At 66.8% G+C, this 15,632-nt stretch carries 11 protein-coding genes; all 11 read right to left on the bottom strand.

Features of this window, described 5'->3' with window-relative positions:
• Positions 1 to 91: 91 nt before the first annotated feature.
• Positions 92 to 1,579 (bottom strand): class I SAM-dependent DNA methyltransferase, encoded by a 1,488-nt coding sequence (locus IM660_RS11815; protein ID WP_193495726.1) that lies wholly within the window; start codon positions 1,577 to 1,579, stop codon positions 92 to 94.
• Positions 1,572 to 2,813, bottom strand: coding sequence for a restriction endonuclease subunit S (locus IM660_RS11820; protein ID WP_193495727.1), 1,242 nt, complete (start codon positions 2,811 to 2,813; stop codon positions 1,572 to 1,574). The genes IM660_RS11815 and IM660_RS11820 overlap by 8 nt, the downstream gene beginning before the upstream one ends.
• Complete coding sequence (locus tag IM660_RS11825) at positions 2,810 to 5,584, bottom strand: type I restriction endonuclease subunit R (protein WP_193495729.1); 2,775 nt, start codon at positions 5,582 to 5,584, stop codon at positions 2,810 to 2,812. Before IM660_RS11825 ends, IM660_RS11820 begins: the two co-directional genes overlap by 4 nt.
• A gap of 170 nt (positions 5,585 to 5,754) precedes the next feature.
• The gene (locus tag IM660_RS11830) at positions 5,755 to 5,928 is read right to left on the bottom strand and encodes an Ltp family lipoprotein (RefSeq protein ID WP_193495731.1); all 174 of its coding nucleotides are present in this window, start codon (positions 5,926 to 5,928) and stop codon (positions 5,755 to 5,757) included.
• Between the two features lie 742 nt (positions 5,929 to 6,670).
• Positions 6,671 to 7,525 (bottom strand): HpcH/HpaI aldolase/citrate lyase family protein, encoded by an 855-nt coding sequence (locus IM660_RS11835; RefSeq protein WP_193495733.1) that lies wholly within the window; start codon positions 7,523 to 7,525, stop codon positions 6,671 to 6,673.
• Positions 7,519 to 8,706 carry a CaiB/BaiF CoA transferase family protein gene (locus IM660_RS11840; RefSeq protein ID WP_193495735.1) on the bottom strand — a complete coding sequence of 396 codons (1,188 nt, stop codon included), beginning with the start codon at positions 8,704 to 8,706 and terminating at the stop codon, positions 7,519 to 7,521. The genes IM660_RS11835 and IM660_RS11840 overlap by 7 nt, the downstream gene beginning before the upstream one ends.
• Positions 8,706 to 10,676: an SUMF1/EgtB/PvdO family nonheme iron enzyme gene (locus IM660_RS11845; protein ID WP_193495742.1), complete on the bottom strand. Its 1,971-nt coding sequence runs from the start codon at positions 10,674 to 10,676 to the stop codon at positions 8,706 to 8,708. The genes IM660_RS11840 and IM660_RS11845 overlap by 1 nt, the downstream gene beginning before the upstream one ends.
• A complete protein-coding gene (locus IM660_RS11850) occupies positions 10,673 to 12,148 on the bottom strand; it encodes an ADP-ribosylglycohydrolase family protein (RefSeq protein ID WP_193495744.1) in 1,476 nt (491 codons plus the stop codon). Before IM660_RS11850 ends, IM660_RS11845 begins: the two co-directional genes overlap by 4 nt.
• A complete protein-coding gene (locus IM660_RS11855; protein ID WP_193495746.1) occupies positions 12,145 to 13,314 on the bottom strand; it encodes an ADP-ribosylglycohydrolase family protein in 1,170 nt (389 codons plus the stop codon). The genes IM660_RS11850 and IM660_RS11855 overlap by 4 nt, the downstream gene beginning before the upstream one ends.
• 160 nt (positions 13,315 to 13,474) lie before the next feature.
• On the bottom strand, positions 13,475 to 14,758 hold the full coding sequence (locus IM660_RS11860; RefSeq protein ID WP_193495748.1) for an ABC transporter substrate-binding protein: 1,284 nt from the start codon (positions 14,756 to 14,758) through the stop codon (positions 13,475 to 13,477).
• A gap of 23 nt (positions 14,759 to 14,781) precedes the next feature.
• Positions 14,782 to 15,627, bottom strand: a complete 846-nt coding sequence (locus IM660_RS11865) for a carbohydrate ABC transporter permease (RefSeq protein WP_246464922.1) — start codon at positions 15,625 to 15,627, stop codon at positions 14,782 to 14,784.
• Positions 15,628 to 15,632 lie beyond the last annotated feature (5 nt).

Raw genomic sequence — 15,632 nt, forward strand, 5'->3', positions numbered from 1 at the left:
GAGCGACGCTCGCTCGCGCAAAGGCCGGTACACCGCATCAGGCATCCGGCAGTGGCCCACCATGACCCGTTCATATTCGTCTCGACCATCGTCAGACCGCCCTGTCAGGGTCCGGCCGCTCAAGGGCCGCGGCAACGGCGGCGAATTGCTCGAGCGCCGCGGTCAGGTCCTCGACGATCTCGCGGGCGACGATCTCGGGCGCAGGAAGGTTGTCGAAGTCTTCGAGGGACTCGTCGCGCAGCCACCTGATGTCGAGGTTGACCTTGTCACGGGCCAGTAGTTCGTCGTAGGCAAACGCCTTGAAGCGCTCAGACTCGACGCGCTCGTCGTGCGCCTTGCCAGAGCCGTATGACTCGACGAAGTCGTCCAAGTGCTTACGAGTCAATGGGTTCTGTTTCAGCGTGAAGTGCTGGTTTGTGCGTAGATCGTACACCCACAACTTCGACGTCCATGGCGTCTCGGACGCCGGCCGCTTGTCAAAAAACAGCACGTTCGCCTTGACGCCCTGGGCGTAGAAGAGCCCGGTCGGCAGGCGCAACAGCGTGTGCAGGTCGAAATCATTCAGTAGGCGGCGGCGCAACGTCTCGCCTGCGCCACCCTCAAACAGCACATTGTCCGGCATGACGACGGCGGCACGGCCGTTGATCTCCAGGATGGTCATGATGTGCTGCAGGAAGTTGAGTTGCTTATTTGACGTTGTCACGACGAAATCCTGCCGCTCCACGGCCCTGTCGTCTGTGGCCTCTCGACCGTCAGCACCGACCATCGTGAGCGACGATTTAGTACCGAATGGCGGGTTCGCCAGCACCACCGACCAGCGGCGGCCAGGGTCTGCGGCCAGGGAGTCCCTGACGTCGATCAGCGACTCACCGTTTGCTTCACCGATGCCATGTAGCAGGAGGTTCATTGCCGCGAGGCGTGCAGTCCCGTCGACGAGCTCTGTGCCGTGCGCGAAGCCATTGCGCAGGTGCTCACGCTCTGGCGGGGTCATCGACTCAGCCCCGCGAGACGCGTACTCATGAGCACCGAGGAGGAAACCGCCGGTCCCGCATGCCGGGTCAACGACCGAGTCAGCGACGCTCGGTTGGACGCATTCGACAATGGCAGCGATCACGGAACGTGGCGTGAAGTACTGGCCCGCGCCCGACCCCTTGTCCGAGGCGCCCTTGGCCAGCAGCGACTCGTAGGCGTCACCGTTGACGTCCGTTCCAGCGGACGACCACTGCTCCTTGTCGATGAGGTCGTGGATGAGTCGCTTGAGCTTCGCCGGGTCTTGGACCCGGTTCTGCGCCTTGCGAAAGATCGTTCCCAACGTGCCCGGCTGCCGGCCCAAGCCCTGAAGGGTCAGGGTGTACTCGGTCTCCAGCGCGGCACCCTCGGCATCCAACAGGCGCTGCCAGGAGTACGCCTCGGGCACGATCTGCTCGGGGTTAAGCTTTCGCGTCGCGCGCTCGTGTGCCATTTTCAGGAAGAGCAAGTACGTCAACTGCTCAGTATACTCGATGACTCCAATGCCATCGTCGCGCAGGACGTGCGCGTAGGACCAGATCTTGTCGACCAGGCGACGAGCGTCAGACACCGGCCATCTCCTCCACTTGTTCGATGTCGGACTCCGCGCCCGTCAACTTCCCGGAGAACGCCGCTACCAACAATGACCTCTTCAGCGAGTTGGCCCGCCGCGCAGCTGTCTCGACCTTGCGCGCAGTCCCGTGGACCGCATACGACCACTCGTCGAGGCGCGCAATGAACGCCCGCTGGTGCTCGAGAGATGGAACAGGCAGCGTGATCCGTCGCAGATCGCCCTGGTTCACCTTATAGATTCCAGCTGTCGTGCGGGCGCGGGCTTCGATCTGACGGCGTACCAGACGAGAGTTCCACACCGCCGTAAGGTAGTCGGGTTGAATTCTTCCAAGATCTGGGCGCATGCGAATCATCGTGTCGGGATAGGCGACCAAGTCTGGGTTATCGACGACCCACGCAGCTCGCCCAACAAGTTTCAGACTTCCGTTTCCGCGCGCAACAAACACGTCCCCCGCAGAGACGAGGAACGGTTTGGCCGCTTCCGCAGACCATCGACCCGTTTTTCGCTGCCTGAGGTCGATGGTCCCATCTCGCATCGCGGTCAAGCGAAGAACAGGGAACCCGCCATCGGCAGTTGGGACAGATTTTCCATTACTTAGAGGTTGAGCCAATATCTCGGCGAGGTCGCAACTGCGCGATTCCTCCAGTTCCGGAGCAGTGTCGACGATGGAATCTAAGAAAACGCTGAGGCGCGATTCTGCGAAACGTACACTTTCGGATCCGGCGTCGAGGCGAGAGAAGTGGTCATCGAGAATATCGACTATCCGCCGCTGGTCCCTGATCGACGGCACCGGTACCTCGATCGGCTTCACGCGGGAAGGTTGCGCACGCATCAGTGACCCACCCACGCCTGAAACGGTCGACATGAATTGCTGATGGAACTGGTCCGAGACCAGAAAGTAGCGCAAGAAGGCGGGGACTAGCACTTCCGAACGGAACGTGATCCACTCCGTCGACGCGATCTGTCGGCGCTTACCCCTCGGGCCGACCACCCTCGCTCGGCGGATGTGGGGCACGATCTTTGACACGATCACGTCGCCCGGGGCGACGACTCTCTTGCTAGACCCGACATCGGCACCGCGCACCACATCGAACCCGCCGCGATCATGAGCAGGGATGCTGTAAAGGTCGAACTCCTCGTCAGGGAACTGCGCCGGGTTGACGGCCCCCCCACGCTCAACCATAAAGTCACCGAGCTTCGCTGCTACCCAGCGGCGAGTTGCCTCCGTCACGCGGTAAGCTCCTCGTTGAGCTGATCGAGCAGAGCACCGGCGTCGTCGCCGAGGTCGCGGAGAGCGCCGCCGATACCACCCTTCTCGTCGAAGGGCGCCTGTTCAAGGTCGTCGGCAGTAATGCCTGCGGAGTTTGAGATCACGTCGACCATGCGGTCGAGCCACCACCTTTGCGTGTCGGTGAACTGGGCCCCGGCCTGTTCCTGGGCGAGAAGCCAGCCTATGTATCGTTCAGCGACTGCGTCGGCGAACGGGATCAGTTCAGAGTCTGCGCCGAGCGTATATCGCACCAGGGACACGACGTCCGTGAGACGGGGCTTGTCGCGGTGACGTACACGACCTACATCGACCTGCTCGTACGCAGCCCAGACAATGTCCGGAGTCCAGTTGTACGGGGGCCGGGCGATGCGGTCGGCGAGCTCTTTGATCGCTTCGAACGAGACCCGGCGGGACTTGGCCTCGTCCATGACCTGGATAGCGGTGATCTCGTCGCGGTGCTCGTTCAGATACTTCGCCCAGTCCTCAACGACCGACTTGGCGCGCTCGGGATCGACGACACCATAGGCATCGACCAATTCGTCGGCGTTATAGTCGTCTATGATCTGGTCGTGGGTACGGCGCAGTTCCATGATGCGGGTCCGCAGGTCCGGGTTTGCTGCCAACGGTTCGATCGCCGCCTCGATGATGTTCTCGATGACCTGGGCTGGATCGGCGTCTTCGCCGCCGGCATCGTCGAGGGCGGCGGCCTGCTTGTCGGCGTCGACGGCGTCGACCAGGCCGCGGACGACCTGCTTGAGAGACCCGCCAGCGACCTTGTCGATCTCGGCTCGCTCATCCGGAGTGAGTTGCAGCTCAAGCGCGGACAGGCGCGAGGCGAGGGTGGCGACCTCGTCCTCGGTGATTGTCAGGTTCGCTGCCTTCTTCAATAGCTGCACGAGCGAAACGGACTTCCGCCGGTTCAGAGGCGGCTCGACGAAGTCGTGCTCAGTCACGCCCACGCCGTCGACGATCACGAAGCGAGTCTTCTCCTTGGCGGCCGGATCCGGGGTGACGGCCTGGAAGTCCGCGGTCGCGATGGTGCGAGCGCCGCGGCCCTTCATCTGCTCGAAGTACTGAGCCGTCTTGACGTCCCTCAGGAAGAACACGCATTCTAGCGGCTTGACGTCCGTGCCGGTCGCGATCATGTCGACGGTAACCGCGATGCGCAGCTTCGGGGAGGTGCGAAACGCCTGGAGTTGGCCCTTAGGGTCGTTGGCGGCGTAGGTGATCTTCGCGGCGAACTCGTTGCCCTTGCCGAACACCTGCCGCACCAGGGTCACGATCTGCTCGGCGTGCGAGTCGTCTTTGGCGAAGATCAGCGTCTTCGGCACTGCCGAGCGGCCCGGGAAGACTTCGGTAAACAGCCGGTCGCGGAACGTTTCCAGGACCAGACGGATCTGGTTGGGGTTCGTCACGGCGCGGTCGAGCTGCCTGGGCGTATAGTCGACGTCCTCGTCGATCTGCTCGATGCGCTGCACGCGGGTGCGCTTGTCGACTTTGGGGACGAAGATCCCTGCGGGCAGAGTGCCGCCTTCCTCGGTGACCTTTGTCCTGATGCGGTAGATGTCGAAGTCGACGTTGACCTGGTCGGCGACCGATTCCTGGTACGTGTACGACGAGACCAGATTCTGACGGAAGAAGGCGAACGTCTGTCTACCCGGCGTGGCGGTCAGCCCGACGACGTGAGCGTCGAAGTACTCCACGACGCTGCGCCACACCCCGTAGATTGACCGGTGTGCCTCGTCGACGATAACCAGATCGAACGTTTCCGGCGGCATGCCGGAGCTGTACGTCGCCTGTACCGGGGAGTCAGGCTTCCAGTCGTCGAGCTGCGGGTCGTCCGAACCGAGGACCTCGTTCCCATTCAGGACCTTAAAAACCCGCTGGATCGTCGAGATCACGACGTTCGACGAGCCGAGCATGCCCGCGCCCGTGAGCTTGTCGACATTGTAGATCTCGGAGAAGCGGCGCCCGTCGTCAGGGGTGGTGTAGTTCTGGAACTCCGCCAGGGTCTGGTCGGCGAGGTTGTTGCGGTCCACTAGGAACAGAATCTTGGAGAAGCCGCCGTACTTCAGCAGCCGATACGCGAGCGTCACCGCGGTAAACGTCTTGCCGGCACCCGTGGCCATCTGGATCAGCGAGCGATCGAACCGCTGCTCGACGAGCGATTGCTCGGTGCCGCTAATAGCCTTGATCTGCGCTGGCCGCAGCCGTTCCACGTCCAGTTCGGGAAGTGCGCGCACCTTGCCCCGCCAGGTCGGGGCAGCCGGGTTCGCATCCGCCTCGCGCAGGGCGCGGGCAAGTGCTGACGGCTTCGGGAAGTGGAAGACCGCTCGTGCTCGTGGGTCCGGGTCGAACCCGTTGGTGAAGTGCGTCTCCGAGCCCGAGGCCTCGAAGACAAACGGCAGCCGCCCGTCGATCTCCCGGGCACGCTTGCGATGCCCCTCTGGCAAGCCGGTGGCATACATCGCGGACTGCCACTCGACACCCGACAGCGTGGTGCCCTCGGGTTTCGCCTCGATGACGCCAACGACCCTGCGGTCCACGTACAGTAGGTAGTCCACGCGACCGTGGTCGGGTGCCATCACCTGCTCGCGGACCGCGACACCCTCGCCAGCGAAGAGGTTCAAGGCCTTGCCGTCCTGCACAGCCCAGCCCGCAGCCGTCAACTGGGCATCGATCTTCACGCGTGCCCACGCCTCTGCGGGAAGTTGCTTATCGTTGCTGGCCATCGCCACGATCCTAAGCGAATCCGCACGTGACGCATGCGATGGTCGAGGTGCTGGAGGAGTATACGGGTGAGACCCTGCCGACGGCTGGAAGCAGCGCGACGTCGTGGGCCGCTCCGCGCAGCCGGCAAAACGGCGGCCTCCGTGCACTTGCGCGATGCTCAGGTTCGTTCTCAGTGACCCACTTCAGCGACGCCGTGCTCGGCTTGCTCGCGCGTGAACCCTTCGAACAGCAACTGATCCAACAGGCCTTGCCGTGAGAAGGACGAATAGTCCAAGTACTGCTCAGTCATCGCTGCAGCTTGCTCGTCCCCGTCGGGCTCGACGCGATCGAAGGCAAAGGTCACATTATCAGTGGAGTAGTCCCGAACTCGAGTTGACCGATCAAGCCGGAACGTGACAACGAGCTGTGGTCAAGCAAACTCCGGGAAGTGTCCACCGCGCTGCTCTGAGCCAGGCTGAACTCCGGTTCCGGCTAGGGTTCGGGCTCCGGCTCAGGTTGCGATGTCTCCTCCGGTGGTGCCGTCGTTTCCTCGGGCTCAGCAGTTGTCGGCTCAGTCGAGGCGGTCGGTGTGGCTACCGCTTCGTCGCTATCAGTCCCATTCGCGAGATTGCCGACGATAAGGAGGAACACCACCGCGCCAACGACGATCAATTGCCACTTGCTGCGCCTCTTGCGTGCAGGCGATCCGCCGCTATTCACCGGCGACTCGCCCGGCGGCTGCTGCGAATAGGCTCCGGGCGGAGGCAGCGGCCCAGGTAGTGTCCGCCACGACCTCCGGGCGGAGGGCCTACAGGGTACTGACCCTAGCTAGACGGCTGCGAGCCCTCCGGCTGCTGAGGGTTGCCCTGCGATGCGCCATGTGAGGGCTGGCCAGGGTTCTGCCGAGGTCGTAGGTCATGCCGCGTCACCATCCGGCCGACCGACGTCAAAGATCAGGGTAAAGATGGCAGCGCTACCACAACGTGATGCGGCGGGCTACGGCTAGCAAGGTGCTCGTTGCTTCCGTGACCCGGCCGTTGAACACAGAGTGCAACGGATGACTGGACGATCGCGAGGCCCACATCGCCCTGACTTCATCGGCGCGGTCAGCGATCGGAGCGTTCGAGCAGTTGCAGGGCGGCGCCGAGCATCGCGACGTCCAGGAACGTTCCGTCGTCGAGTACCACTGTTCCGGCGCCGTCGGCCCCCGCGGAGCCGACGCGGTCGACAATCTCCTGAGCCCGGGCGATCTCTGCTTCCGTGGGCCGGAAGGCATCGCGGATCACGGGCAGTTGCGCTGGGTGGATCGCGGAACGTCCCACCAACCCGAGCGCCTTGCCCACCGCGCAACTGCGGGCCAGGCCGTCCGTGTCCTTCACGTCGGCCCACACGCTCATCTGGGGGGCCGGGAGTCCGGCAGCCGCGGCGGCGACGACGAGCCGTGAGCGCACCCAGGCCAATCCGGGCTCCCCCGCCTCGCCAGCTGCCAGACCCAACTCCGCACGCAGGTCGGCCTCGCCCAGGGTCACCGTCGCTACGCCGGCGCTGGCGATCTCGAACGCTCGCTCGATGCCGATCGCGGTCTCGATCAGGGCGTGCACGGCACGACCGGGCAGTGCCGCCTGGATAGCCGCGACGTCATCGGGGCCGTTGACCTTCGGCAGGCGGACGCCGATGTCCTCGTTCAACTCCCCCACCGCGGCCAGGTCGTCCTGGTGCCAGGCCGAGCCGCGGGCATTCATCCGGACCTGAACGTTCGGGAGGCCCGAACCAGACCGGCCGTCACCAACATGACCAGCACCCACCCGGGCACGTGCATCTGCCAAGGATTCCCGTGCCAGCTGCTTGTGTGAGGGGGCGACTGCGTCCTCGAGGTCGACGATCACGCAGTCCGCACCGGAGGCGAGTGCCTTGGCCACGCGGTCGGGCCGGTCGCCGGGGACGTAGAGCGAGGTCAGCATGCGCCGTCCTCCCGCATGGTGTGGATCTCCTCGTCCGAGAAATCAAGCTCCCCCAGCAGCGCCTCGGTATCCGCGCCCGGAGTACGGCCTGTCCAGGCGATGCGCGAGTCCGCACCCGACATCCGGAACAGTGGACCCTGCATCTTCATGTCGCCGAGTACCGGGTCTTCGATGCCGTGAATCGTGCCGAGCGCTTGGAAGTGCGGGTCGGCCATGATGTCGCCGGCGTCATAGATCGGCGCAACCGCGGCGTGCACCCGTTCGAACTCGGCCACCACCTCATCGCGGGAGCGCTCGGCGATCCATGCGCCCACGGCCTCGTCCAGTTCGTCGGCATGTCGTGCACGTCCGGCGCCGGTGGCGAACCACTCCTCGCGGGTCAGTTCGGGCCGGCCGACCAGCTCCATCACCCGTTCGGCGATCGACTGAGCGCTTGTGCTCACCGCGACCCATTTCGCGTCCGCGGTCAGATACGCATTGCGCGGGGCGTTGTTCGCCGACCGATTTCCGGTCCGCGGCTGCACCGTGCCGAGCTGATCCCAGCGGGTGATCTGCGGGCCCAGCATCGCCAGGATCGGCTCGATGATCGCGATGTCCAGCTCCTGGCCCGCACCCGTGCGGGCTCGATGATGCAGCGCCGTCATCACCGCATAGGCAGTGGTCAGCGAGGCGACCCCATCGGCCAGCCCGAACGGCGGCAGCGTGGGCGGCCCGTCCGGCTCGCCGGTCATCGCCGCGAACCCGCTCATCGCCTCCGCCAGCGTGCCGAACCCCGGCCGCGACCGATACGGCCCCTTCTGCCCGAAGCCGGTCACCCGGGCGAGCACCAGCCCGGGGTTCTTCGCCGAAAGCTGCTCATATCCCAGCCCCCACTTCTCCAGGGTGCCGGGGCGGAAGTTCTCAATCACCACATCCGCCCGCTCGGCCAGGCGCAGGAACGCCTCCACCCCACCGGCGGTGTGCAGATCGAGGGTCACCGTCTCCTTATTCCTGCCCAGGGTCTTCCACCACAGGTTCTCCCCGTCCTTGGCCGGGCCGTGCCCGCGCGAGGGATCGGGGCGCTGAGGGTGCTCCACCTTGATCACCCGGGCGCCCATGTCGCCCAGGTGCATCGCCGCCATCGGGCCGGCGAACAGGGTGGAGGCGTCCACCACCAGCAGGTCATCGAGCGGAGTGCCCATCAGTTCTCACCGTCCCAGCAGACCCTGAACCCGATCGAGGGCGAGGCGTCCACGCCCAGACCCGGCAGCAGGAACTTCAGCGCAAACTCCGGGGACTGCACTCCCCCATCGACGTACCAGTCCGAGCCCTCACTCTTGTGCTCGGCGCCGCCCTTGAGCATCACGAACCGGGTGCGCCCATCCGAGTGCTCCGACTCGGTCCAATTCCACTCCGCGGGCGTGCGGCGCTCGAACCCGTACCGAGTCGCAGCCAACTGCCACTCGTCCTCGGTAGGCAACCGGCCACCGGCCCACGCGGCGAACTGGCGGGCGCGAGCGAAGGTGACGCCCGTCGCCGGATGGTCAGCAGCCGGATCGACGCCAGAGTCCACTGCCTCGCCAAGAGCCTCGAGGAACTGCACGTACTCAGCCGCGGAAACCTCCCGGGCAGCCACACGGACGCCGTCGGAAATCTGCACAACACGCTCCAGCGTGCGCTGATCGTGCAACCGCGGCGGCAGCGGCTTCCACTCCTCCACGTACGGGGCGCCGTCGTACATACCGGTCTCGCGCTGGCGGTGCCGGACGGTGAGCACGTGCTCCCCGGCGGGCACCTCGACTACATCGGCACACAAGGCCGAAACGAGCGCTGCCTCCGCCTTCGGGCCGGTCCAGGAAGGTGCGCTGAGCCGCACCGCCCGGCGGTGCGGGAACGAGGAGTCGCGAACGGGCGGCTCAAAGTGAACGTCGGCGACCTCGGCGGGTAGTGCTGCGCCGTCGGAGAGATGAACCAGCGCTGCCACGCCCTGGGCGGGCACGATCACCTCGGCCTCCCCGTGCTGGAGCGGGCCGTCGAAGGTGACCCACGTACCGGGGCCGGAGGTGTAGGTGACGTCCTCATCGCTGGTGTTGACTAGCGTGTAGAGGGTGACGCCGTCGAGCTCGAACGTCGAGGCGAACACTGGCGGCTCGCACACCGCCAGCGGGGTCCACTCGCCCTCGGTGATCCAACGGTGCATGGCGCGCTGTACGGGCAGCATCCGGCGCAGGGTGGCGGCGTCGCGCTCGTTCCAGCCGACCCAGACGCCGAAGACGACCTCCCAGACCATCACGCCGACGCCGTTCAGCCACGCCGAGCGCAGCTCGGCGGCATGGTCGCGGTTCCAGCGGCGGATGTGGTGCTGCATGTGCCGGCGCTCGAACCACCGCGCCCGCAGCACCCCCGGGATCTCGGAGTCGGCGAACCACTGCGCCCAGGAGAGTGCGTGGTCGGCGACCCGCTCGGTCACCAGCTTCGACTCCCCCTCCAAGCCGATGCCCGGGCGCGCCGCCTCCATCGCGGCCACGAACTCCGGGTCAGCCTTCTTCAGGGTGTCGAGGAAGACGCCGTCGGCGTTCAGGTGGCGAACCACGCTGGCGAGATCTTCGGCGTCGGTGTTGCCGGTGCGGCGGGTGCCGGTATCCCACGGGTTGTAGTCGACGAACACCGCGACCCCGTGCTCATGCAGGGTGGCGGCGGCCTCGGCCAGGCCCGGGACGTCGTGGAAGTCCCATTGGTTGCGCTCGTCGATGCCGATGATCGGGTAGGCATGCCAGAGCACGACGCCGTCGAGGCCGCCGAAGCGGTCCTGGGCGTCTGTGAGGAAGCGTTCCGGGGTGAAGACCTGGGCTTCGAAGTCGAAGAACAACTCATCCCACAGCCAGGTCTGCGCCACGGTGAAGCAGCGGTTCGCCCACTGGGCTTCCGGGGCGTCGTAGCGGGTGGGGGTGCCGTACCGGGCAAGAGCGCCCGCGCGCCAGGCGTGGAGCTGCTTGCGCCAAGCGTCCAGCGTGGCCTGGTCGGGTGGGTCGGCCTGGGTGCCGGGGGCGGCGAGGATCTTCGCCTCGTCTAGCGCCTCGGCAACTTCGCCACCTGTGAGGTCGCCGGTCAGCGGGACCTCGGTGGGCAGGTCGAGGGGGCGTGGGACGAGGGGGTCGAAGCCGCCGCTCATGAGGTCATCATCCGATCAGACAGTGCGTGGGTGCGGGAGGCGAGCTCGTCCAACTCGTGGGTCTGCGGGCCGGGCAAAGAGGTGTGCAGGCGGCCGTGCAGGGGGTCGGTCCAGGCTGGGTCGAGACCGGACTTGCCGGTCAGGGCGCCGAGGACGGAGCCGACGGTGGCGCCGGCGGAGTCGGTGTCCCAGCCGGCGGCTACGGCGAGGGTGATGCCGCGGGTGAAGTTGACGTCGGTGATGGGCCGATCATCGACGGAAACTTCACCCCCGGTGGGTGTGGGGGCGGTGCCGGGGGCGGGTCTGGGAGCGGTGCCCGAGGCAGCCACGGCCATGGCGATCAGGGCCGCGTTGTTGAGCGTGTGCACCCAATGCAGGTGGCCGTACTGGGCGTGCAAGGCGTCGAGTGCTTCCTCGTCGTCAATGCGACCGTCGCGCAGGTCCTCCCCTGCCGTGCGCCCGGAGCGGACCGCCTCGAGCAGGCGGGAGGCCGGGGGCAGCACCGACTCGGCGGCGTCGAGCACGTCATCCACACCGTCGCTGACAAGGGAGGCCGAGCACATGGCGGCGGCCCACATGGCGCCGTAGATCCCGTTGCGGGTGTGACTCAGCCGGGCGTCCACCCAGGCGAGCCGGGCGGCGGCGTAGACGTCTCCGGGGTGGGCCCAGCCGTACACGTCGGCACGGATGAGGGCGCCGATCCATTCGCGGAACGGGTTCAGGTGGGTGGCGGTCTCGCAGGCGCCGGTCTCGGTGATTTCCCGGGCGTCGAGCAGGTTGCGGTAAGCGGCCCGCTCGGCGGTGAACACGCGCCCGCCGGGCAGGTTCGCCAGCCAAGACTGCGCCACGTCAGTGGTGGTCAGGTTCGCGCCGTGGGTCTCCAGCAGGTCCAGCGCCAGCAGCGGGAAGTTCAGGTCATCATCTTCGGGCATGCCGTTGATGTTCTCCACCAGCGACGTCGGCGCCGAGCGGCGATTCCACGGCCACCGGGCGGCCACATCCTCCGGCAGGCCGTCGGCGGTGAAATATCCCCGCAGCGGCCAGTTCCCCGTGGCGCGGGCGATCTCCTCGATGCCCTCCCGCGGGATCTTCTCCACCGGCTTGCCGAGCAGGCAGCCGACCGAGCGGCCCCACCAGGCACCGGCGACCCGGTCCAGGTCGGCCGTCACCGGCTGGCCCGGTGCGGCCGGGGTGGCCGGGATCTGGGCGGTGATGTCGGCCCAGTCGTCCGGTTCGGCCGGGTCGGTGGTGTCCAGCTCGGCCAGCTGGGCGAGCACCTGGCGGGCGATCAGCCGCAGCTGCGGGTCCGCGGCGTCGGCGCTCGCCCCGGAGCGCTCCGGCTGCAACGACCCACCGGCGGCCTCCCACCGGTGTGCGGCCGAATCAAGGGCCGAATATTCGGCCCCTTGTTCGGCCAGTGCCACCAGCTCATGGGCGACGAGGTCCTCGGGCTGGGCCCAGGTGAGTCTCACGCAGATTCCTCCAGCATGGCGTTCAGGGCCTCGGTGCGCTGCCGGGCCCGGCGGGCGTCGTCAGCGGTGATCGCCCGCACGCTCGCGGTCATCGAAGCAATCACGGTGTCCAGGTCCAGTTTGCTCGCCGTGGTGACGTCCTGCACCCAGGCACCCGGGATGGCGTCCCGGCCGGCGAGTGCACCGCAGATGGCGCCGGCCATGGTGGCGATCGAGTCGGCATCGCGGCCATAGTTCACCGCATCGAGGATCGCTCCGCGCGCATCGCCGTCGTGGGCAACCACGAGCCCCAGCGCGACGGGCAACTCCTCGATCGACTTCGTGCGGGAGGGCAGCCGGGCGTCCATCGCCGGCTGCCGGTAGGTCTCGCCCACGGTGTCGTACGGGGACACGGCGGCGCGCAGCACCCGGTTCAGTTCGCGTTCGTCGTGGGCGGCCAGTCCCCCGGCGGCCTGGAACGCGGCGACGGCCTCGAGCACCGCGTCGATCGCGGCCCGGGTGCCGTCATGGGCAAGGCGACGGGCCTCGTCCACGGCACGCTCCGCCGTCGTGCCGGGAACCAGGGCAGCCGCGACAGCGGCGGCGAACACGCCGGCAGCCTCACGGCCATAAGAGACCTGATGCGCCCCGGCCAAATCGATCGCCTCGGCATAAGCGCCGGCCGGATCGCCGGCGTTCACCAGCCCCACCGGGGCCATGTACATGGTGGCGCCGCAGTTGACGATGTTGCCCACCCCGGCCTCGCGCGGGTCGACGTGGCCGTAGTGCAGCTTGGCCACCAGGTGCTTCTCGGCGAGGAAGACCCGCTGCAGGATGAGGGCCTCATCCTCCAGCTCGGGCACCCACCGGCGCTCGCCCAGCATCAGCGGCACCAGATCGGAGGCCATGTGATAGGCGTCCAGGTGGGTGTGGTGAGTGGCGTAGACCTCGATCAGCGCGTGCGTCATCAAGGTGTCATCGGTGACGTGCCCATCGCCCTTGTGATACGGCGCGATCGGGCGGGCGGTGCGCCAGTCGGGCAGGAACGGGCCGACGATGCCGGTGACCCTGCCCCCGTGGCGTTCCTCGATCTGCTCGGGGGTCCAGCCCTCGGTGGCTCCGCCGAGCGCGTCCCCGACGGCGGCGCCGGCGAGTACGCCCGCCACTCGGTCTTCCAGCCAACTCACGTGGGTTCTCCATTCGATTTCGGATCTCGTGTTGCCCCGATCTGTCGCCTCGCCTGAGACGCCAGCGACAGATTGCGGCAACGCGCGGGTGGTGTGGGGTGGGACCCGCAGGTACCGGGTAGATCCGCGGCACCCGGTTGCCCGGGTGCCGCGGACGGGGTCAGCCCCAGCCGTCGGTGAGCTGAGTCGCCAGCTCCTCGGAGCTGATCTGGTCACCCAGGTACTGCTGCAGCGCCGGGTTCAGCACCGTTTCCTTCCACTCGGCGTACCCGTTCGCCTGCAGGAACGGGGCACCGACCATGCCATCGGCAGTCGCCAGGATCTGCTCCCAGCCGTCCTCGCCACCGGTCTCGGTGGCCACCACCTCACGGGCCGACTCCGAGGCCGGGATCAGCGCATCCGCCTGGGCGATCGCGGCGAGGGTCTCCCCTGAGGCGAAGAAGTCCAGGAACGCGGTCGCTTCTTCGACGTTCTCGGAGTCGATGTTCACCGAGTAGGTCTGCGGGTTCGCGGCCTGCAGCGCACCCTCGGAGCCCTCCAGCGGCGGCAGCGCCACCCAGTTGAAGCCCTCCGGGGCGTCATTGGCCATGTTCGCGGCCTGATAGGAACCCTGCACGGTCATCGCCACGGTGCCGCCGTAGAACGAGGCCAGCACGTCCGAACCGGACTGGGTCAGGCTCACCGGGTCCAGCGACTCGTCCTCGTACGCCATCTCATGGATGCGCTCGGGCACCTCGAGCTCGGCGTCGCCGACCTCGATCTGCACGTCATCGCCGGAGCCGGAGAAGAAGTCGCCACCGAAGCCCGGAGCGAGCGTCATCACGGTGGCGGCCGGGGAACCGAGACCCCAGCCGAGGCCGTAGACGTCATCGGTGGTGGTCGCCTCGGCGATCTCGGCAAGCTGGTCCCAGCTCATCGAGTCCCCGGTGGGCACCTCCACGCCGGCCTCCTCGAGCAGGTCCGCGTTCGCGAACGCCACGTAGGACTGCATCGTGGAGGGGTAGGCGATGATCTCGTCGTTCACGGTCACCGAGTCCCAGATGCCCTCCGGGATGTCAGCGATCGTCTCCTCGCTGAGCCCCGCGGACAGGTCGGCAAGGTAGCCATCCTGCGCGAAGGCCACGATCGCGGCGGCCTCGAAGTGGATGATGTCCGGGGCGGTGCCGCCGGTGAACTGGGTGATCAGCTTGTCGTAGGCGCCGTCCCAGCCGGCCTGGATGATCTCCACCTGCACGTCCGGGTTGTCGGAGTTCCAGGAGTCCACGGCCGCCTGGATCGCTTCCTGTGTGGCCGGCTGGTCCGAGAGGGACTGGAACTGCAGCGTGACGGCACCATCTTCGGAGTCGCCGCCACCACCGCTCGCGCTTCCCTGCTGGCAGGCGGTCAGGGCGAACGCGCCTGCCGTCAGCAGCGCGAGAGCGCCGATGCTCTTCTTGCTGGTCATGGTGAATCTCTCTTTCTGGGGTGTCAGCCCTTGACGGCACCGGCGAGCATCCCGCCGGTGAGTTTCTTCTGGAGGAAGGAGAAGACGATCAGGGAGGGGATCGTCGCGAGTACGGCACCGGCGGCGAGCGGACCCAGCTGGGTCTGCCCCTCGGCACCGAGGAACGCACGCAGCGTGATCGGGAGCGTGAACAGCTCCGGGCTCTGCAGCAGCACGAGGGCGAGGAAGAACTCGTTCCACGCCGAGACGAACGTGAACATCGCGGTGGCCATCAGCCCGGGCCGCAGCAGCGGGAACACGATGTGCACCAGCACCTTGAACCGGCTCGCGCCGTCCATCGAACCGGCGTCCTCGAGCTCACGCGGCACGGCGGCCACATAGCCCTGCATCATCCACAGCGTGAACGGCAGCGTGAACGTGACATAGACGAGGATCAGCCCGAGCAGGGTGTCGTTCAGCATCAACGTCCGCAGCACCAGGAACAACGGGATGATGATCAGGATCTGCGGGAACACCTGGGTGGCGAGGATCCACACGGTGCCGGCCGCGCGCAGCTTCCCGCGCAACCGGGCCAGCGCATAGGACATCGGCAGCGTGACGATCACCGCGATCACCATCGTGCTCACCGCCACCAGGAACGAGTTCCCGGCCGAGCTGAGCAGGTTCTGCCGCTCCAGCGCGGTGGTGAAGTTGGTGAACACCCACTCGTTCGGGATCAGGTTCGCGCTCAGGGAGTTCAGCTCCGCGGAGGACTTGAACGAGGCGGAGACGATCCACAGCACCGGGAAGCCCAGGAAGAGCAGGAACCCGCCGAGGGCCACATACTGCAGCACGGTCACCGGCAGGGGCGTCTTCATGTTGGTGTTCATCTGTC

Origin of the sequence: Ruania alkalisoli (genome assembly GCF_014960965.1) — a bacterium.
GTDB classification, from domain to species: Bacteria; Actinomycetota; Actinomycetes; order Actinomycetales; family Beutenbergiaceae; genus Ruania; species Ruania alkalisoli.